This is a genomic window from Aurantimonas sp. A3-2-R12, assembly GCF_036016755.1.
In the GTDB taxonomy this organism is placed as follows: Bacteria; Pseudomonadota; Alphaproteobacteria; order Rhizobiales; family Rhizobiaceae; genus Aurantimonas; species Aurantimonas coralicida_A.
In genome coordinates, this window is sequence record NZ_JAYXIH010000015.1 from 1 (window position 1) to 20,238 (window position 20,238).

18 protein-coding genes are annotated in these 20,238 nt (G+C 63.8%); 8 read left to right on the plus strand and 10 right to left on the minus strand.

What is annotated here, in order from left to right:
• Positions 1-1,167: pentapeptide repeat-containing protein (locus VSX60_RS09615; RefSeq protein ID WP_442873076.1), on the minus strand; the 1,167-nt coding region annotated here is incomplete at its 3' end.
• 568 nt (positions 1,168-1,735) lie between these two features.
• Between VSX60_RS09615 and carB the strand changes: the two genes are divergently transcribed.
• The 3 genes from carB (at position 1,736) to VSX60_RS09630 (ending at position 7,045) form a co-directional block, all read left to right on the plus strand.
• Positions 1,736-5,167, plus strand: coding sequence for a carbamoyl-phosphate synthase large subunit (carB, locus tag VSX60_RS09620; RefSeq protein WP_327623938.1), 3,432 nt, complete (start codon positions 1,736-1,738; stop codon positions 5,165-5,167).
• A gap of 184 nt (positions 5,168-5,351) precedes the next feature.
• Entirely contained in the window at positions 5,352-5,825 is a 474-nt protein-coding gene (gene greA / locus VSX60_RS09625) for a transcription elongation factor GreA (RefSeq protein ID WP_327623939.1), read from the plus strand.
• A 164-nt stretch (positions 5,826-5,989) separates the two neighbouring features.
• Positions 5,990-7,045: a glycosyltransferase family 4 protein gene (locus VSX60_RS09630; protein WP_327623940.1), complete on the plus strand. Its 1,056-nt coding sequence runs from the start codon at positions 5,990-5,992 to the stop codon at positions 7,043-7,045.
• On the opposite strand, the gene VSX60_RS09635 is transcribed toward VSX60_RS09630, so the two are convergent.
• Together VSX60_RS09635 and VSX60_RS09640 are read right to left on the minus strand one after the other, a co-directional pair.
• Positions 7,009-7,818: a glycosyltransferase family 25 protein gene (locus tag VSX60_RS09635; protein WP_327623941.1), complete on the minus strand. Its 810-nt coding sequence runs from the start codon at positions 7,816-7,818 to the stop codon at positions 7,009-7,011. The genes VSX60_RS09630 and VSX60_RS09635 overlap by 37 nt on opposite strands.
• A 62-nt stretch (positions 7,819-7,880) precedes the next feature.
• A complete protein-coding gene (locus VSX60_RS09640) occupies positions 7,881-9,278 on the minus strand; it encodes a TrkH family potassium uptake protein (RefSeq protein WP_327624028.1) in 1,398 nt (465 codons plus the stop codon).
• 257 nt (positions 9,279-9,535) lie between these two features.
• Between VSX60_RS09640 and trxB the strand changes: the two genes are divergently transcribed.
• Both trxB and VSX60_RS09650 read left to right on the plus strand, forming a co-directional pair.
• Positions 9,536-10,507, plus strand: coding sequence for a thioredoxin-disulfide reductase (gene trxB, locus VSX60_RS09645; RefSeq protein ID WP_327623942.1), 972 nt, complete (start codon positions 9,536-9,538; stop codon positions 10,505-10,507).
• A 59-nt stretch (positions 10,508-10,566) separates the two neighbouring features.
• On the plus strand, positions 10,567-11,463 hold the full coding sequence (locus tag VSX60_RS09650) for a LysR family transcriptional regulator (protein WP_206453460.1): 897 nt from the start codon (positions 10,567-10,569) through the stop codon (positions 11,461-11,463).
• Positions 11,464-11,493: 30 nt separating this feature from the next.
• On the opposite strand, the gene VSX60_RS09655 is transcribed toward VSX60_RS09650, so the two are convergent.
• Positions 11,494-13,101, minus strand: coding sequence for a putative bifunctional diguanylate cyclase/phosphodiesterase (locus VSX60_RS09655; protein ID WP_327623943.1), 1,608 nt, complete (start codon positions 13,099-13,101; stop codon positions 11,494-11,496).
• Positions 13,102-13,243: 142 nt separating this feature from the next.
• On the opposite strand from VSX60_RS09655, the gene VSX60_RS09660 reads away from it, so the two are divergent.
• Positions 13,244-14,047, plus strand: a complete 804-nt coding sequence (locus tag VSX60_RS09660; RefSeq protein WP_327623944.1) for a metallophosphoesterase — start codon at positions 13,244-13,246, stop codon at positions 14,045-14,047.
• 391 nt (positions 14,048-14,438) lie between these two features.
• Entirely contained in the window at positions 14,439-15,455 is a 1,017-nt protein-coding gene (locus tag VSX60_RS09665) for an SOUL family heme-binding protein (RefSeq protein WP_327623945.1), read from the plus strand.
• 141 nt (positions 15,456-15,596) lie between these two features.
• On the opposite strand, the gene VSX60_RS09670 is transcribed toward VSX60_RS09665, so the two are convergent.
• From VSX60_RS09670 to VSX60_RS09695, 6 genes are all read right to left on the minus strand, one after another.
• Complete coding sequence (locus VSX60_RS09670) at positions 15,597-15,944, minus strand: cupin domain-containing protein (protein ID WP_327623946.1); 348 nt, start codon at positions 15,942-15,944, stop codon at positions 15,597-15,599.
• A 143-nt stretch (positions 15,945-16,087) separates the two neighbouring features.
• Positions 16,088-17,365 carry an O-acetylhomoserine aminocarboxypropyltransferase gene (locus VSX60_RS09675; RefSeq protein ID WP_327623947.1) on the minus strand — a complete coding sequence of 426 codons (1,278 nt, stop codon included), beginning with the start codon at positions 17,363-17,365 and terminating at the stop codon, positions 16,088-16,090.
• A 207-nt stretch (positions 17,366-17,572) separates the two neighbouring features.
• Positions 17,573-17,866, minus strand: coding sequence for an XRE family transcriptional regulator (locus VSX60_RS09680; protein ID WP_327623948.1), 294 nt, complete (start codon positions 17,864-17,866; stop codon positions 17,573-17,575).
• Positions 17,863-18,213, minus strand: a complete 351-nt coding sequence (locus tag VSX60_RS09685; protein ID WP_327623949.1) for a type II toxin-antitoxin system RelE/ParE family toxin — start codon at positions 18,211-18,213, stop codon at positions 17,863-17,865. Before VSX60_RS09685 ends, VSX60_RS09680 begins: the two co-directional genes overlap by 4 nt.
• Before the next feature lie 87 nt (positions 18,214-18,300).
• The gene (locus VSX60_RS09690) at positions 18,301-18,831 is read right to left on the minus strand and encodes a CoA-binding protein (RefSeq protein WP_327623950.1); all 531 of its coding nucleotides are present in this window, start codon (positions 18,829-18,831) and stop codon (positions 18,301-18,303) included.
• On the minus strand, positions 18,828-19,646 hold the full coding sequence (locus VSX60_RS09695) for an enoyl-CoA hydratase (protein WP_327623951.1): 819 nt from the start codon (positions 19,644-19,646) through the stop codon (positions 18,828-18,830). Before VSX60_RS09695 ends, VSX60_RS09690 begins: the two co-directional genes overlap by 4 nt.
• Before the next feature lie 138 nt (positions 19,647-19,784).
• On the opposite strand from VSX60_RS09695, the gene VSX60_RS09700 reads away from it, so the two are divergent.
• Positions 19,785-20,231, plus strand: a complete 447-nt coding sequence (locus tag VSX60_RS09700) for a PaaI family thioesterase (RefSeq protein ID WP_327624029.1) — start codon at positions 19,785-19,787, stop codon at positions 20,229-20,231.
• Positions 20,232-20,238: the final 7 nt, after the last annotated feature.

Genomic DNA, 20,238 nt, shown 5'->3' on the forward strand with positions numbered 1-20,238 from the left:
TTTCGCCCGCTCCAGCGAAGCCCCCTGCAGCCGCGCCCCGGATAGCGACGCCCCCTGCAACTCCGTCGTGACCAGCGTCGCCCCTTGCAGTTGCCCATGGGCCAGCGACGCCCCCTGCAACTGCGCCCCGACCAGCGACGCCCCCTGCAATTTCGCCCACTCCAGCGAAGCCCCCTGCAGCCGCGCCCCGGATAGCGACGCCCCCTGCAACTCCGTCGTGACTAGCGTCGCCCCCTGCAGCTGCGCCAAATCAAGCGACGCCCCCTGCAACTTCGCTTTAGCAAAATTCGTCCGACGAAGGTCGATAGATGCAAGTACCGCACCGCGAAAATCGCGATCGGGAAACGAGCGAACTATTGCTCCTGAGGAGCGAACTATTGCTCCTGAAAAATACGAACGAATTATTGTTCCTGAAGGGAATTTTTTTGTTGGGTTTTCTTTATCCCGTGCATCAAGCTTTGCGATCTCATCGTCGTCGATGAAATCGTCGTCGACGCTCAGAACGATATGGGTCAGGACCCAGCCGGCCGATGTCGGCCTAAAATTCTGGTCCCAGGTGCCGACTACGAATCTGGACAAGATCGAAGCCTGGTACCCTTCGATCGCTTCGCCCGGAAAGATAAAGACCAGGACGGACAGGAACACGCCGGCAAGACTGGCGGTCACAGCGAAGCCTGATCGTGCGAGCGACATCAAAGCGTTCGAACTCTTCGCCCTGAGCGCGGGGCGCCAGATCAGCCATAGGCAGAGTAGATCAAGGGCGATGAACACGCGGTGCGCCCAAGTCGCCGCCTCATCGTGATAGGGCAGGAATCGAATCTGGACGAAGAACAGGAGGCCGAGCGGCGCGAAGACCACCGTCAGCCAGACGATGAAGCGCAGGACGCCGACATAGATCCGGTCGTGCAGACCCTCTTCACTCCCGGCCACCGCTTGCAGAACGATATACGGATCGAGCCGCTGCCGCAGCCGCGCCCTCTCAACGGCTCCTGTCGCCACCTGGCACAGGATCGTTTCGTAAATCGACACCCGCTCCAGCAAGCCGCGCAGCTGCAGGAGCAGGTAGAGATGCATGATGATAAACAGCCCCGGCGCCACCCAGAAGAAACCGACCAGCGGCAAGTCGACGTCGAGCACCGGCAATTTGATGCCCTCAGCCAGAAACAACTGGCGATGCGTGATCGATCCGACGGCGATGACGAGATAGGTCCAAAGAACCAGATAGGTGACCCAGGTGCCGCGAACGCGGGAGGCAGCCGTGTTGACGGCGCTTTCTTGCGCGACGAGGTCCTGGGATAGCAGCGCGGGATCGGTGGAAAGCCGCTGACGCCGCGCCTCGGTGGATCGTCGATGCGACGTGTAGAGCACCGTCACCCATCCGAAGGCGGAACTCATGCGGGTCACCAGCCGCTTGAGGACATTCCTGCCCAGATGCTTTACGCGCGTCCCGAGCGGCGCCAAGTTTCACTCCCACTCGCCATCAGCCATCGTCCCCGCCGGCACGACTATAACGAGCGGTTTCCGCTTCACAAGCAAGCCGGGGGAAGGCCTCCGGCATTCCATCGCGCGTGGGACCGGCATGACATTCCCACGAAAAGCTCGTCCGTAACCCCTTCCCCCCTGCCCGCCTCTTGCCTATAAGCCGGCCTCAGCCTCGACAGAACCCGCCGCAACCGGCCGCATCCCTGATGCGGGCGGAATCTTGGCGCGCAACCAAACCGGACGACAGCCTCCCATGCCGAAACGCACCGACATCCACACCATCCTCATCATCGGTGCGGGCCCGATCATCATCGGCCAGGCCTGCGAATTCGACTATTCCGGCACCCAGGCCTGCAAGGCGCTGAAGGAGGAAGGTTACCGGATCGTCCTGGTCAATTCGAACCCCGCGACGATCATGACCGACCCCGATCTCGCCGACGCCACCTATATCGAGCCGATCACGCCGGAGGTGGTCGCCAAGATCATCGCCAAGGAGCGGCCGGACGCGATCCTGCCGACGATGGGCGGGCAGACGGCGCTGAACACGGCGCTCTCGCTGCGGCGCATGGGCGTCCTGGAGAAATACGGTGTCGAGATGATCGGCGCCGACGCCAACGCCATCGACAAGGCGGAGGATCGCGCCCTCTTCCGCCAGGCGATGGCGAAAATCGGCCTGGAGACGCCGCGCTCGGTCCTGGCCAACGCCACCGACGCCAAGGCCGCCGATCGCCGCGTCCATGACGACAAAAAAGCCGAGATCGTCCACGCGATCTCCGATCCGGCCGAGCGGGACGCGGCGCTGACCGCGCTCGAGGACGCGTGGCAGCTTGGCGAAGCCGATCGCAAGCAGCGCTACATGACACGGGCGCTGGCCGCCGCCGCCGAGGCACTCGACACGGTCGGTCTGCCGGCGATCATCCGCCCGTCCTTCACTCTCGGCGGAACCGGCGGCGGCATCGCCTACAACCGCTCGGAATTCTTCGAGATCGTCGAGGGCGGGCTCGACGCCTCGCCGACCACCGAGGTGCTGGTCGAGGAGAGCGTGCTCGGCTGGAAAGAGTACGAGATGGAGGTGGTTCGCGACAAGGCGGACAATTGCATCATCATCTGCTCGATCGAGAACATCGACCCGATGGGCGTCCATACCGGGGATTCGATCACCGTCGCGCCGGCGCTGACGCTGACCGACAAGGAATACCAAATCATGCGCAACGCCTCGATCGCGGTGTTGCGCGAGATCGGGGTCGAGACCGGCGGCTCGAACGTGCAGTTCGCGGTGAACCCGGAGGACGGCCGCCTCGTCGTCATCGAGATGAACCCGCGCGTCTCCCGCTCCTCGGCGCTGGCTTCCAAGGCGACCGGCTTTCCGATCGCCCGGGTCGCGGCGAAGCTTGCCGTCGGCTACACGCTCGACGAACTCGACAACGACATCACCGGCGGCGCGACGCCGGCCTCGTTCGAGCCCTCGATCGACTATGTCGTGACCAAGATCCCGCGTTTCGCCTTCGAAAAATTCCCCGGCGCCGAACCGTATCTGACCACGGCGATGAAGTCGGTCGGCGAGGTCATGGCGATCGGCCGGACCTTTGAGGAATCGCTGCAGAAGGCGCTGAGGGGTCTGGAGACCGGGCTCGACGGGCTCGACGAGATCGAGATTCCGGGCATCGGCGAAGGCGACGACAAGAACGCGATCCGCGCCGCGCTCGGCACGCCGACGCCGGATCGCCTTCTGATGGTCGCCCAGGCGCTGCGCATGGGCACCAGTCCGGAGCAGGTCCACCAATCCTGCAAGATCGACCCGTGGTTCATCGCCCGCATCAAGGCGATCGTCGACCTCGAGGCGCGGGTTCGCGAGCACGGCCTGCCCAAGGACGCCGACAATCTGCGGTTTTTGAAGTCGGTCGGCTTTTCCGATGCCCGGCTGGCGAAGCTCGTCGGTCAGGATGAGGCGGATGTTGCCGCCTTGCGGGACCGGCTCGATATCCATCCGGTTTACAAACGGATCGACACCTGCGCGGCCGAATTCGCCTCCCCAACGCCCTACATGTACTCGACCTATGAGCGGCCCTTCGCCGGCGCGCCGCGGTCCGAGGCCGAGGTCAGCGACGCGAAGAAGGTGGTCATCCTCGGCGGCGGCCCGAACCGGATCGGCCAGGGCATCGAGTTCGATTATTGCTGCTGCCACGCCGCCTTCGCCCTCAAGGACGCGGGCTTCGAGGCGATCATGATCAACTGCAATCCCGAGACCGTCTCGACCGACTACGACACGTCGGACCGGCTGTATTTCGAGCCGCTGACGGCCGAGGACGTACTGGAGATCCTGAAGGTCGAACAAGCCCGGGGAACGTTGCACGGGGTCATCGTACAGTTCGGCGGCCAGACGCCGCTGAAGCTCGCCGACGCCCTCGAAAAGGCCGGCATTCCGATCCTAGGCACCTCGCCGGATGCGATCGACCTCGCCGAGGATCGCGACCGCTTTCAAAAGCTGCTCACCGATCTCGATCTGCGTCAGCCCCGCAACGGCATTGCCCGCTCGGTCGAGGAGGCGCGCAAGATCGTCGCAGAAATCGGCTATCCGGTGGTCATCCGGCCGTCCTACGTGCTCGGCGGCCGGGCGATGGAGATCGTCCGCAACGAGCCGCAGTTCGAGCGCTACATCACCCATGCCGTGGTCGTCTCGGGCAAATCGCCGGTGCTGATCGACTCCTATCTCAAGGACGCGATCGAGGTGGATGTCGATTGCCTGTCGGACGGCACATCCACCTATGTCGCCGGGATCATGGAGCATATCGAGGAAGCCGGCATCCATTCCGGCGACTCGGCCTGTTCGCTGCCGGTCCGCTCGCTGTCGACGGCGATTACCGACGAATTGGCCCGCCAGACCCGCGACATGGCGCTGGCGCTCAAGGTCGGCGGCCTGATGAACGTCCAGTTCGCGATCAAGGGCGACGACATCTATGTCCTGGAGGTCAATCCCCGCGCCTCGCGTACCGTGCCCTTCGTCGCCAAGACCATCGGCTCGCCGATCGCCAAGGTGGCGGCGCGGATCATGGCCGGCGAAACCCTCGATACGGCCTTCGCGGCCTATGGTGGCGCACCCGACCCGCGCGGACTGAAGCACATCGCGGTCAAGGAGGCGGTGTTCCCGTTCGCCCGCTTCCCCGGCGTCGACACGCTGCTCGGCCCGGAGATGCGCTCCACCGGCGAGGTCATGGGTCTCGATTACGACTTCGCCGTCGCCTTCGCAAAGTCGCAGCTCGGCGCCGGCGTCGACTTGCCGCGCGACGGTACGGTGTTCATCTCGGTTCGTGACGGGGACAAGCAGCGGGCCCTCGCGCCCGTCCGCCGGCTCTACGACCTCGGCTTCAAAGTGATCGCGACGGGCGGCACCCAGCGCTTCCTCATCGATAACGGGATCGCCGCCGAGAAGATCAACAAGGTCCTGGAGGGTCGCCCGCATATCGAGGACGCGATTCGCAACCGTCAGGTGCAGCTCGTCCTCAACACCACGGAGGGCGCCAAGGCGCTGTCCGATTCGCGCTCGCTGCGCCGCGCGGCCCTGATCCACAAGGTGCCGTACTACACGACCTTGGCGGGGATGAGTGCCGCCGCCGAAGCGATCGCCGCGCTCCGGACCGGCAATCTTGAAGTTCGGCCGTTGCAATCGTACTTTACGGCTGCCTGACTAAAACGCGCCCTTCGGACAGGGCACCAGGCACTGTCGCAGTCCGGATTGTCTCGCTGGTTCCGAACGGTCGCTGCCGTTCGGGGCCGGTTTATTATTGTGCTCCGGCGTCGGGCCTCGGCCTGCCGGCAACCAACGAAAAGACGATGTCGCGGCACGCCCGCGCATGGGAAAGGTGGAGGCCATGGAAAAGGTCCCGATGACGACCCACGGGTTTGATGCGCTACGGGAGGAGCTTCGCCGTCGCCAACAGGAAGAGCGGCCACGGATCATCCAGGCGATCTCCGAGGCGCGCGCACACGGGGACCTGTCTGAAAACGCCGAGTACCATGCCGCCAAGGAGTCCCAGAGCCTCAACGAGGGGCGCATCTTCGAGTTGGAGGACCTGACCGCCCGCGCCGAGGTCATCGACGTCAAGAAGCTGTCCGGCGACAAGGTGAAGTTCGGCGCGACGGTCAAGCTCGTCGACGAGGATACCGAGGCGGAGAAGGTCTATCAGATCGTCGGCGACCAGGAAGCCGACGTGAAGATGGGACGCATCTCGATCTCCTCGCCGATCGCCCGCGCCTTGATCGGCAAGGGCGAGGGCGACACCGTCGAGGTCGCGGCGCCGGGCGGCGCAAGATCCTACGAGATCCTTCAGGTCAGCTGGGCGTAGGCGCAAAGGACCTCCAAGACAGCACACCCTGTCCCCAAGGGAAAAGGGGATGGGGTATGTGCGAGCGTATGGGCGAGGTTGGCGGTGTTGAAACGGTCCCCCTGCTCTTCGCCGTCGCCTGAGCTGGCCGCAGTGACCAGACGCACCGTGACGGAGTCGCCCAGATGAACGTTCGAGACATCGCGGTCATCGCGCCGAACTTCAAACGCCGGCTGTCCGGCGTGACCTCGACGATCGTCCAGCTCGTCCCCCTCCAGGCACGCTCGCTCGGAATCGCGGCGCTCGGACCGGGTTTGCCGGACCACCTGCCGAAGTTGCGTCTTCACGACATGCCCGGCCTCTGGTCGCGTCCGACAGGACGGCCGTTCCGCATTTGGCATGCCCGGCGCAACGTGGAGATGCTGGCCGGCATCGTGCTGCGCGACATCCTGCGGATGCCGCTGCGGCTCGTCTTCACCTCCGCCGCGCAACGCCACCACACCGGCTGGACGCGCGGGCTCATCCGGCGCATGGACGCGGTGATCGCGACGAGCGGCAGGAGCGCCGGCTACCTCACGGTCCCGGCCGAGATCGTCCTGCACGGCATCGATCTTGACCGCTTTCATCCGGCGCCGTCGCGCGAGACGCAGAAGGCCGCGCTCGGTCTCGCCGGACGGCAACTGATCGGTTGCTCCGGACGCATCCGCCACCAGAAGGGCACCGACCTGTTCATCGACGCGATGATCGCCCTCTTGCCGCGCCATCCCGAATGGACAGCCATCGTCACCGGCCGCGCCACGGCGGAGCACGCGGGGTTCGACGCCGATCTGCGGCGCCGCGTCGAGGCCGCCGGGCTCAACGAACGCATCCGCTTCCTCGGCGAGGTCGAGGATGTGACGGCGTGGTTCCGGGCCTTCGATCTTTACGTCGCGCCGCCGCGCAACGAAGGCTTCGGCCTGACTCCGCTGGAAGCGATGGCGTCCGGCGCCGCGGTCGTCGCCAGCGACGCCGGCGCGTTCCGGGACATGATCATCGAGGGCGAGACCGGACACATCGTTCAGGTCGGCGATGTCGCGGCTCTCACGGCGGCGGTCGAGGCGTATCTATCCGACCCCGAGGCTTTGGCGCGCGCCGGCGCTTCGGCGCTCGCCCATGTCAGGGCGAAATTTCCCCTGGCGCGCGAGGCCGCGGAAATCCAGCGTGTTTATGAACGGCTCTGGTCCGCCGCGGACCGTGGCTGAAAATCGCCATCGTCGACCCGCGTTCGCCGGTACCGCCGGCCGAACAGGCGCATGACATGGTCTCCCGCCAGCTTCACCTGTGTCGTCAGGCGGCGGAGGTGGAAGGGCAAATTTTCGGGTGTGACCGCAAGCCGTTGCCGGGAGGTCTGAATGGTCGAACCGATCGGGATCGGCGGTTCGATGCCCCTCGCCTTCAGGATGTGCAGCTGCATCGCGAGCGCCGGCTCCACCTGATAGGAGACGAGGCGTTTCAGCGAATGGATGAAGGCATCCACCGGCGCGGCCCCGAGCCGGGCGCGCGCCAGCAGCTTCTGCGCGCCGCTCGGCCACAGCAGATAGGCGGCCGATCCTGATTTGTCGCGATGAACCCGGACGATGGAGACATCGCCGAGCGCACGCCCGTTCCGCGCAACGAAGCGCTTGCGGTCGAAGCTCTCCAGATTGATCAGATCGACATCGGTCAATTCGGCCAATCTCGGCAACGCGGCGGCAAGTCGGCCGGAGAGCACCACGTCGTCCTCCAGGACCAGCATGGGCTCCTTGGCGCAAGCCAGTTCGGACCACAGCGTCTGGTGGGACAGGAAGCAGGCCAGCTCCGGCTTAGACAGCGGCCGCTCCCAGCCTTGCCCGAGGGTATGCGCGGTCTCGTCCGAGATAGCGTCGGCCCGAACGGCCGGAAAACGCTCGAAGCGCAGTTCGAGCGCGGCGCTCTGCTCTTCCATGAAAGCACGCCGGTCGGTGGCCCTGTCGAGATTGATATAGACGATGCGCATGCGGGCTCGCGGTCAGTTTCGATCGAGGGACGGCCCGGCAGCCAAAGCGGCGCACCCGACCGTCAATCCAGCCAGACCGACGGAAACAGCAGGATGAGAACGGTCACCAGTTCCAGCCGGCCGAGCAGCATGCCGATCGACAGGATCCACAATACCGGATCAGGGAGCGAGCCGAAATTGCCCGCCGGGCCGATGATCTGGCCGAAGGCGGGACCGACATTGGCCAGCGCCGTCAACGATCCGGTAAAGGCGGTGACGATATCGAGGCCGAACATCGTCAACAGCACCGTGCCCATCAACAGCGCGCCGAAAAACAGGAAGAAGAAGATCGTGACCGTCTGGATGGTCTGCGGCGAGATGTCGTCATTGCCGTATTTCAAGCGAATGATCGCATGCGGCCGGACCAGCCGGCGAAAGCTCGAGCGGACCAGCAGATAAAGGATGACCAGCCGGTTGGCCTTGATGCCGCCGGTCGTCGACCCGGCGCAGCCGCCGAGGAAGGTGGCCAGAAAGAACAAGCCGATCGCAGCATTCGACCACAGCGTATAGTCCTCGGACGCATACCCCGTGGTGGTGATGATCGAGACCAGATTGAACGCCGAGGACAGTAGCGCTTCGCCGAAGGGCGTGTCGTTCACGACCCGGCGCGTCACTGCCATGGCCAGACTGAGCACCAGGCAGATCATCAGGAAGACGGCGATCTGGGGGTCGCGCCATAGCTGGAAGCGTCTCGGCAGGAACGCCCTTATGTAGATCACGAAAGGCAATGCCCCGAGGATCATGAACACTATGGCGGCGAGCAGGATGCGCTTGTCTTCGAAATACCCGATCGAACCATCATGCGTCGAAAAGCCGGCGGTCGCCACGGTCGTCATGGCGTGATTGACTGCGTCGAAGAAGCTCATCCCGAGAGCGGTGTAGGTTATCGCGCAAAGGGTAGTCAGGACGACATAGGCCGTGACCAGTCCGCCGACCAGCTGGTTGATCCGAGGCAGGACCTTGTCCGACTTGTCCGAACTTTCCATGTGGAACAACGCCAGTCCACCGGCCTGCAGCGAGGGCAGGATCAAGAGCACCATGCCGACGATGCCGATGCCGCCGAGCCATTGCAGCAGCGACCGCCACATCAAGATGCCCGGCGACAGCGCGTCGAGGCCGGAGATCACCGTCGAACCGGTCGTCGTCAGCCCCGACATGGACTCGAAGAAGGCACCGGCGAAGGTGACATTGACCTCCGAGAAATAGATCGGCAGCGAGCCGACGAGAACCGCCACCAGCCAGACGGTCGTGACAAGCAAGAAGCCGAGTCGTTGAGTGAATTTGGGGCGTTCGCCGCGCGTCGCCACGGCGACGAGCACGCTGACCATGCCGACCAGCAGGCTGGAGCCGATGAAAACCCGCCATTCCTCGTTCTCGTCGGCAAGGTCCACCAGTGCCGGAATGATCATCGCCGCCGCCAGTGCGAGCCCGAAAATCGAGGTGACGTGGGCGATGGTCCTGAAAATGGAACGGCTCCGGGAAAATACAGGCCAGCGCTAAAGGGCCATGAAACAGCGGGCTTTCATATCCTCTCGCCCCCGGATCGGCAATCGGTGCAACGCTCCATGCCGCCGTCAACAGCTCTCGGACGCCTTGTGTTGCAGCACCGCACCCCCTCGTCTATTGAACGGGCCGACTTGCGATGCCATCTGCCAGACGCCAATCGAGCGAGGCCGTCATGACCGAACGCCATGTGGACATTCTGATCGTCGGATCTGGTCCTGCTGGATACACCGCCGCGATCTACGCGGCACGCGCCATGATGAAGCCGCTGCTCGTCGCCGGCCTTCAGGAGGGCGGCCAGCTGACCATCACGACCGATGTAGAGAACTATCCGGGCTATGCCGAACCCGTCCAGGGTCCGTGGATGATGGAGCAGATGAAGAGCCAGGCGCTCAATGTCGGAGCGGAGATCGCCAGCGACGTCATTGTCGAGGCCGATCTCGACCGGCGGCCGTTTCGACTGACCGGCGATTCGGGCGCGGTCTACACCTGCGACGCGCTGATCATCGCCACCGGCGCCCAGGCCAAATGGCTCGGCCTGGAAAGCGAGACGACCTTTCAGGGATTCGGCGTCTCGGCCTGCGCCACCTGCGACGGGTTCTTCTACCGCGGCAAGGACGTCGTCGTTGTCGGCGGCGGCAACACGGCCGTCGAGGAAGCGCTCTATCTGTCGCATATCGCGAAGTCGGTTACGCTGGTGCATCGCCGGAACGAATTGCGATCCGAGCGCATTCTGCAGAACCGCCTGTTTGCCGCCGACAATGTCGAAATCGTCTGGGACACCGAGGTCGAGGAGATCTTGGGGGTCGTCAAGCCGCTGAAATCGGTCAATGGCGTTCGCCTGAAAAACCGCGTGAGCGGCGAGGTCAGCGAACGGGCGACCGACGGCGTGTTTGTCGCCATCGGCCACGCGCCGGCGGTCGAATTGTTCGTCGGAAAATTGAAACAGAAGCCGTCCGGCTATCTCTGGGTGGAACCCGGCACGACGCAGACCTCGATGCCGGGCATCTATGCGGCGGGCGACGTCGCCGACGACGTCTATCGCCAAGCGGTGACCGCGGCCGGCCTCGGTTGCATGGCAGCACTGGAAGCCGAGAAATGGCTCGCCGCCCAGGCGCTCGACAACCAACGCCAAGCGGCGGAATAGCGGCAGCGGGCGGGCGTCTTGGAACGCCCCGCTCCAAAGCCGTCTGGAGATGACACCCCATGGCGCTCGACTGGGACAAACTGCGGATTTTTCACGCAGCCGCGGAAGCCGGCTCGTTTACCCACGCCGCCGACGCTCTCAACCTCAGCCAGTCGGCGATCAGCCGGCAGGTCGCCGCCCTGGAGCAGGAGATCGGCGCGCCGCTGTTTCATCGGCACGCTCGCGGCCTGGTGCTGTCCGAACAGGGCGAACTGCTGTTCCAGACCGCCAATGAGGTTCTCAAGCGGCTGGAACAGGTCCGCATGCAGCTCACCGAAACCCGCGAGAAGCCAACCGGCAAGCTGCGCGTGACCACCACGGTCGGCCTCGGCTCCGGCTGGCTGACGGAGCGCTCGAAGGAATTTCTCGAGCTTTACCCCGAACTCGAGCTGCAGCTGGTCTTCGATAACGAGGAGATCGACCTGACGATGCGCAAGGCGGACGCGGCGATCCGCCTCAGACAGCCACAGCAGCCGGACCTGATCCAGCGCCGCCTGTTCACCGTGCATCTTCACGTCTATGCGGCGCCGTCCTATCTGGCGCGCTTCGGTCCGCTGGAAACGATCGAGGATCTCGACAAGCACCGGATCATCACCTTCGGCGAGCCGGCTCCGAACTATTTGCGCAATCTGAACACGCTCGAAACGGTCGGCCTTCCCGAGGGCAAGGTGCGCCACCCGATCCTGCAGATCAACAATCTGATCGCCATCCGCTCGGCCATCGAGAGCGGCATCGGCGTGGCGCTGCTGCCGGACTACATGATCGACAAGCGAGCCAAGCTCGTGCAGGTTCTGCCGGAGATGGAGATGCCGACTTTCGACACCTATCTTTGCTACCCCGAGCAGATGCGCAATGCGGCGAAGCTCAAGGTATTCCGTGACTTCCTGATCTCGAAGGCGCGCACCTGGGCCTTTTGAGGCCGCGGTTCCGATACGCCGGCTGACAGTTCAGGCGGCGCTTCCGCCGGCCACTCGTGCTCCCTCAGCGCGTTCGGCCAGGAAGCGGTGGACAGCGTCGCCGTTCATCGGCTTCGCATAGAAGAACCCCTGCACTTCATCGAGTCCCTCGAGCTTGGCGAAGACCTCCTGACGCTCGTTCTCGACCCCTTCGAGCACCGTCTCCATGCGCAGCGTCGCCGCCATACGGACGATGGTGCGCACGATCTCGGCCGTTTCTTCGCCCGATGCCAGTTCCTGGGTGAAGGAGCGATCGATCTTGAGGCGGTCGAATCGAAACTGCCTGAGATTTCCGAGGCTGGAAAATCCCGTTCCAAAATCGTCCATGGTGATCTTGACGCCGATTTCGCGGAGTTCGGCGATCATGCGAATGACGGTCGGTGTCGGATCAAGCAGGAGTGATTCCGTCACTTCGAGATCCAGGCGACCTGGGGCAAGGCCGCTCTCTTCCAACACCTCCCGCACCCGAGATGCCAATTGCCCATCCTGAAATTGGATCGGCGACAGATTCACCGCGACGCCGATCGGCGTCGCCCAGCTGGCCGCCGCCGTGCACGCGTCGACGAGCACGCGGTTGCCCAAGTGGAAGATCAGCCCGGAACTCTCCGCCGCCGGGATGAATTCGGCGGGCGCCAACTGACCCCGGCGCGGATGGTTCCAACGGACAAGCGCCTCGAAACTGCGAATGGCGCCGTCGCGCGCCGCGATGATCGGCTGAAATTGCAGCACGAATTCATTCCGGTCGAGGCCACGCTTCATCTCGCCGACCAGTTCGGCCTCCGCGTCCTTGGCCTGACGCATCTCGGGCCGGTAGATCTCGAACGCGTTGGCATATTTCGACTTGGCCCGGTAGAGCGCGATATCAGCCGAGCGCATGACGTCGGACCAGGTCCGGCCATCGTCGCCGACACGGGCGATGCCGATGCTGAGTCCGGGCGTCAGCGGCACATTCTCGAAGTCGATGGTCTGCCCGACGCACGCGATGAGGGTTTTTGCAAAGTCCTCGGCGTCCTCGCCAGGTTGGGGAAAGTGTACGACGAGGAATTCGTCGCCGCCGAGACGCACCGGAATATCGTCATCAAGACAGAGCTCGCGCAGTCGTCGGCCGACTTCGATCAGGACCACGTCGCCGGCGCGATGACCGAAGGTGTCGTTGATCTTTTTAAACTTGTCGAGGTCGAGCATGTAGACGAGCGCGCCGCGCTTTTGCCACAGCCGGCTCGCTATTCCCTCCTCCAGCCGGCTGGTGAGATACGAGCGATTGAACAGGCCCGTCACGGAGTCGCAATGGGCCTGCTCGCGCATCAACGCCTCGGTCTGATGCATTTGCCACAGGCGATCCTCCAGCTTGCTCTGGTGGCGGCCAATTCCCAGAAAGATCCGCCCGATCACGAGCGGCGACGACAGCGCCATGATGTGCATCGCCGTCGCCGTGAAGGTTGCACCAACGCCGGGTGCGAGCCCCTGCCAGCGACGCACCTGCATATCGATCAAAAGTCCGGTGACGGCGAACAGGGTGCCCAGCCCGAGTCCGCAAAGAGTATAGGTCCGCTCCAACGGATTCAGGCGGAAATTGTTCAGCGGTTTGAAAAAGAACACGTCCGCGATCCAGTGTCTCGAAGAGTTGACAGAGCCTTATCCGCAATCCGGGGTGGAGTGATACCAATTTAGGTTGTTCTGCTTTCGAGCGAATTAACGCCTCAGGAAAAACATAGCTCTCCAGGCAAACGGAGTTTCCGCCATGTCGCCACATCCATCCCTGATCGCGGCCATCGGCGACGTACATGGCGCGGCCGGGCTGCTTTCGACGCTTCTTCAGGGGCTCGACACGGTCGCGGAGAGCCGGAAGACACCCATGGAGATCATCTTCCTCGGCGATATCGTCGACAGGGGGCCGGCCAGTCGCGGCGCCCTCGATCTCGTCGTCGAAGCGATCGCAACCCATCCGAATTCCCGGCTTCTTATAGGCAATCACGACTGGTGGTTGCTGCAATTTCTTAAAGGTGAACTCGACCGCGACGCGATCGACAATTGGCTGGACCAGGGCGGCGCAGCCACTCTCGCTTCCTATGGCGCAGCCACGGAACGCGACCTCGACGCCATCCGAAGACGGATCCTGCGGGACCGGCCGGAGCATTTGGAACTCCTGTCCGACGCCGCGACGATCGCGGTCGACGGCAGCTTCGCCTTCGTCCATGCCGGAATCGATCCGCGTCGACCGATCGACCGGCAGGATGCGCACGACTGCCTATGGATCCGCGCGCCCTTCCTCGACCATATCGGACGGCTCAGCCACGTCGTCGTGCATGGCCATCAGCCCCAAAAGGGCGGCCGTCCGGTGGTTACGGAGAACCGCATCTCGATGGACACCGGCGCCGTTTTCACCGGCCGGCTCTCGGCCGTAGTCATCGATCGGAACAGCGAACAACTCGAATTTTTCGCCGCCACCGGAGCGGGTGGCTTTGCGGCGGTTGAACCGGTCCGCCTTGACCGAGGACTTGGCACAGTCCTGGATGCTCCGGAGCCCGCAGCCGATCGCTTCTGATGTGGTCGCATCGGCGCCCGTCCCGCCGATATCTCTGGCGGTCGACACTCAACCGCCGGGGATGTCCGCAGGCAAAAAAAATGGGCGGCACGAGGCCGCCCGAATTATGGCTGGAGTATCAGGTCATGAAAAACCCGATGTCCTGCTAATGCGTCAGCTCCGGTTTGGTTGCGCCCTTGCCAAAAATAAATGATCCAGCCCGACGTGTTCTCGCCGGCAATTCGGCCGGGAGCCACGCCCGCGCGCGGCAAAGTCGTTAGCAGACGCAACCAACCGCGCATGGTGGCGTTATCGCAACGAATACTCTTGCGCCACCGCCCGATCGGCATGACCTAAGTGCCCGGAGCCAGTGTCGGCGCAGACCAACAGACGACCGCAGGAGTCCCAGCCCATGTTCCGCGACAAGCCCACCGCCTATGATCGCATTGCCGATGCCCTCAGCGATGTCGGCGAGCGCATTGAAGAGCTCGAGGGGCGGGTCGTCGACCGTTTCGATCCCCGGCCGTCGCGGGCCGAGCGTGTGCGCCGATCGATTTCTCGGCACTTGCCGTTCCACACCGAGCCGACGGGCCTGTCGCGCTACATGCCGGACTTTCTGACCGGCCTTTCGATGCCGTCGGGCTCGGAGGCCCGCCGCCACATCCGGTCGCTTCGCGATGACGCCGGTGAGGGAATCGACAACGCCCGCGGCTATCTGAGTGATTTTCGCCAGCATCTTCCCGACCTTCGCCTGGCCCGCCTTCCGGGCTTTCGCGGCGGAAACCAGCCCCAGCGCGGGATCGACTACCTGCGTGACCGGCCGGAACTGACCGCGCTTCTCGTGGTAGGCGGTGCCGTCGCGGTCGTCGGCACGGCGTATTTCGTCACCAAGAAGGTACAGGAGCACACCGAGGAACCGGACTACGACGTGGTCCGCGAGGACGGGGCGATCGAAATCCGCGACTACGATGCGATGATCGTCGCCGAGACCGTCAAGAGCGGCTATCATGAGAAGGCGCGCCGCATGGGCTTCCAGACGCTCGCCGACTACATTTTCGCCCGCAGCCGCCCCGGCAAGAAGATCAAGATGACGACCCCCGTGACCCAGCAGTTGGCCGAAGGCGATGGCCGGACCAAGGGCTGGGCCGTGCGCTTCGTCATGCCGAAGAAATTCACTCTGGCCAGCCTCCCTGAGCCCGGCAACAGCGACGTGGCGATCAAGGAAGTTCAGGCGCGACGCATCGCGGCGATCCGCTTTTCCGGTAATTTCAATGCAACGCTCGCCAGCAAGCACCTGATGAGCCTCTACAATTATCTCGCGGACAACAATCTGAAGCAGAAGAGCGATCCCGAATACGCCTTCTATAATCCGCCCTGGACCCCTGGCTTCATGAAGCGCAACGAAATCCTGATCGAGATCGAACGCTGAGGCATGTATGGCCGGCATTTCTTGCCGGCTGCGGGACGGCGGAGGGCGTAAAATCGCGCTCCGGCTGCCGCAGGAAAAACAAAAGGGTCCGCGATACCAGCGGACCCTTCTTGATGTATCGAGTCCCGTACCGGTGCGATCTCAGACCTTGATGACGTAGTGCTTTTTGGTCGGCTCGACGACCTTCCAACGGCCCTTGAAGCCGGGGCGGATGACGAAGCTGTCACCGGCGACGAGCTTGACTGGCTCGCAGCCCTCCTCGGTCAAGACCGAGACGCCTTCGAGAATGTGCAGGAACTCCCACTCGGTATAGTCGATCTCCCACTCGCCGGCAGTCGATTCCCAGATGCCGGCGTAAAGGCCGTTGCCATCGTCCTCGATGTTCCAGGTCTTGTTGGTGGGGCGGCCGCTCTTGATCTTTTCCTTGGCCGGCGCACCGGTCTCGACGGCAATGCCGTCCTTGTCGAATTTCAGGAAATGTTCGGCCATTTCGGATCTTTCAGCAGGAAGAAAAGACTATCGGACCGGCAGAAATGCGCGGCGGCGGCCGTCGTTCCGTCATCGGCGAGAAAGCCAAAACGGCCGCCTCATGGGCGACCGTTTCAGGTCTGAGGTCGAAACCGGCGAAGGCGTCAGGTCTTGGCCAGCGCCTGATCGAGATCGGCGATGATGTCGGCAACGGTCTCGATGCCGATCGACAACCGCACCACGTCCGGCCCGGCGCCGGCGGCGATTTTCTGCGCGTCGGCGAGCTGCTTGTGAGTGGTCGAGGCCGGGTGGATCACCAGCGAGCGTGTGTCGCCGATATTGGCGAGATGAGAAAACAGCTCCAGCGCCTCGACGAAGGTCACGCCCGCCTCGAAGCCGCCCTTGAGCCCGAAGGTGAAGACGGCCCCTGCCCCGTTGGGCGCGTATTTTTTCATCATGGCGTGGTTCGGATCGTCTTCGAGACCCGCATAGGACACCCAGCTGACCTTGTCGTGGCCTTTGAGGTGCTGAGCGACCTTGAGCGCGTTGTCGCAATGGCGCTGCATCCTCAGCGGCAGCGTCTCGATGCCGGTCAGGAGCATGAAGGCGTTGAACGGCGAGATCGCCGGGCCGAGATCGCGCAGGCCCAGCACGCGGCAGGCGATGGCGAAGGCGAAATTGCCGAAGGTCTCGTGCAGGACGATACCGTTATACTCTTCTCGCGGCTGCGACAGCATCGGATAGCGGTCGCTCGCAGACCAGTCGAAGGTGCCGGCGTCGACGATGGCACCGCCCATCGAATTGCCGTGGCCGCCCATGAATTTGGTCAGCGAATGGATGACGATGTCGGCCCCGTGTTCGATCGGTCGGCACAGATATGGCGTCGCCATGGTGTTGTCGACGATCAACGGGATGCCGTGCTTCTGGGCGATCGCCGCGACCGCCGCGATGTCGACCACGGCGCCAGCTGGATTGGCGAAGGATTCCATGAAGATCGCGCGGGTCTTGTCGGTAATCGCCGCCTCGAAGCTCGACACGTCGTCCGGGTCTGCCCATTTCACCCGCCAGTCGAACGACTTGAAGGCGTGGCCGAACTGGTTGATCGAGCCGCCATAGAGCTTGCGCGAGGCGACGAACTCGTCGCCGGGCCGCATCAGCGCCTGGAAGACGATGAGCTGTGCGGCATGGCCCGACGCCACCGCCAAGGCCGCGGTGCCGCCTTCGAGCGCGGCGACGCGCTCCTCGAGCACGGCCTGGGTCGGGTTCATGATGCGCGTATAGATATTGCCGAACTGCTGCAGCCCGAACAGCGAGGCGGCATGGTCGACATCGTCGAAGACGAAGGAGGTGGTCTGGTAGATCGGGGTCGCGCGGGCGCCCGTCGACGGATCCGGCTGGGCGCCGGCATGGATGGATAGTGTCTCGAACCCCGGTCCGCTCATTCTTTTGCTCCCTGCGTATCTCGCCGACGGCCACTCTGCGGCCGGTTCCCGGCATCATGCCGCCGACGGCTTAGCACGGCGCGCGACAGGCGACGAGAAACCATCAACCCGTTTTTCGGCGCGAGCGGGGATATTGTTCTGCGATGCAGCGGCGGGACGGCATTTCGGGCGCGGCCTCGAGGCGCGGTGGCCTCGCGCATCCCGGAATCACACCAGCTCTAGCCGCAGCGATCGTCCCACTGCCTTGGCAGCACTCGAAAGGGCGGCCAAAGTGACGTTCTCGTTGTCGGGATCGAGCAGCCGGTCGAGCTGGGAGCGGGAGGTCTCCAGGCGTTTGGCCATTTCGACCTTTGAAAGGTGCTGCTCCTTCATGGCAGCGGCAAGCTGGAAAGCCAGGACGCGCTTGACCGCCCGCTCGGTCGTCTCTTCGAGTGTTCCCTGCTCGGCGAGGAAGTCCTCAAAGCTCTCGCCGACATGGATACGTTCGATCCGCGTGCTCATTGCAATCCTCTCATTCTTCTTTCGGCAACGTCCAATTCGTGCCACGGCGTCTTCTGTGTTTTCTTGATGAAACCGTGCAGCAACACAAGGCTGCCGTCGTGGACACAGAAGAACACGCGAGCGATCCGTCCGCCGGGCAGACTGCTCCTGATTTCCCAAAGACCCTTGCGGCCGTTGATCGATCGACACAATGGCATTCCGACCGGCCACCCGAACTCGGCCGTGCGGATGTCGTCGCCGATAGCCTTGCGGTCTTGCGCACCGAGCGAGAGCAACCACTCCCGGACGAAGCTGCGTCCCGCTTCCGAGGTGGCAAAACGTGCCGACAGTCGTTTTCGCTCAATCACATTTATTGCACCATATATAATACATCCACTCTGTGGCAATCGGAATTGTGAGAAGGGCCGATCATTCGCTTTGGGCCCCCTCCCCCGCTACCGCCGCGGGTTCAGCCCAAAGCTCTGGTAGCCCTTGCCCATCACCGGCTTTTTCGACGAGATCACCCGCGAATTGATGCCGTTCCAGCCGATCTCGCCGGACAGGCGCGCATATTCGATCTTCGGGCAGCGGTCCATGACGACGGTGAGCCCGGCGGCTTCCGCCTTCGCCGCCGCGTCCTCATGGCGGATGCCGAGCTGCATCCAGATCACCTTGGGCTTCGGATCGAGCGCCAGAGCTTCGTCGACGATCCCCGGCACCGCGTCGGCGCCGCGAAAGATATCGACCATGTCGATCGGCTCTGGAATGCTCTTCAGATCGGCGTAGCAGCGCTGGCCGAGAAGATCCTGACCGGCCAGGCCCGGATTGACCGGAATGACGCGGTAACCCTTGGCCAGCAGATATTTCAGCACGAAATAGGACGGCCGCACGGACTTGGCGCTGGCGCCGACCAGCGCGATGGTCTTCACGCGGTCGAGAATGTCGCGGATCGTCGCGTCGGGATAGGTGAGCGGGGCGGCGCTCATTCGCCGGTCCATTCCGGTTTGCGCTTTTCCAGAAACGCCCCGATCCCCTCTTCGGCGTCCTTGGCCAGCATGTTCTCGGTCATGACGGCGGCGGCGTAGTCGTAGGCGTCGGCGAGCCCCATCTCGGCCTGCTTGTAGAAGGCCTCCTTGCCGATCTTCACCGTCACCGGCGATTTCGAGGCGATGGTGGTGGCGTATTTGCCGACGATGGTGCCGAGATATTCCGGCGGCACGACCCGGTTGATCAGGCCGAATTCGCGGGCAGTGCGCGCGTCGATCGTCTCGCCGGTGAGCAGCATTTCCATGGCGTGCTTGCGGGTCAGATTGCGCGACAGCGCCACCATGGGCGTCGAGCAGAACAGGCCGATATTGACGCCCGGCGTACAGAAATGCGCCTCCTCCGAGGCGATGGCGAGATCGCAGGAGGCAACGAGCTGGCAGCCGGCCGCCGTCGCGAGTCCGCCCACCTCGGCGATCACCGGCGTCGGATGGCGGACGATCGCCTGCATCAGCTCGGAGCATTTGTGCATGGTCGTCGCGAAGAAGGCGCGGCCGCGATCGGCGTCGCCGCGCCTGGCGGTCAGTTCCTTCAAATCGTGCCCGGCCGAAAAGATCTTGCCCTCGGCGGCGATGACCACGACGCGGTTGGATTTGTCCTCCGCCGCGTCCCGCAGGGCCGACAGGATCGCCTCCATCATCGCCATCGACAGGGCGTTGGCCGGCGGGCTCGACAACACGATCCGAGTGAGCCCCGGCGCGCGCTGGACGTCCACCGGATGGGTTCGCGTATCATTGAGTTCGAAAATGTCTGCCATGCCCGGTCCTCTTGTTCACAGGAAGGGGCGTCAGCCGGCCGATGCCCCGGCCCTATCTAGATCATGGCGCCGCTTCGTGCCATCGGAAGGACCGACAAGCGAACGACACCCGATGGGAGACGCCGGTTGCAACCGATCATGACAATCGAGGCGCTTGATACGTTCCTTGAAAGCGAGTTTCCGCAGCTCGGCGGCCGTGACGGCGGCTTTTCGATCGTCGCGCTGGAGCCCGGCCAGCTGACGATGCGGCTGCTTGCCGACGATCGCCACCTTCGCCCCGGCGGCACCGTGTCCGGCCCGACGCTGTTCACGCTTGCCGATGTCGCGGCCTATGTGGCGGTTCTCGCTCATATCGGCCCGGTCGCCCACGCGGTCACGACGAATCTCTCGATCAATTTCCTGCGCAAGCCGAAGCCCGGCCCGCTGATCGGCAGCGCCCGCATTCTCAAGCTCGGCCAGCGCCTCGCCGTGGTCGAGGTCGCGATGACCAATGAAAGCCAAGACGCGGACGGCAACGACGTTCTGGCCCATGCGGTCGCCACCTATTCGATTCCGCCGCGCCAGGCCGGGACGGAACGCAAATAAGACACGG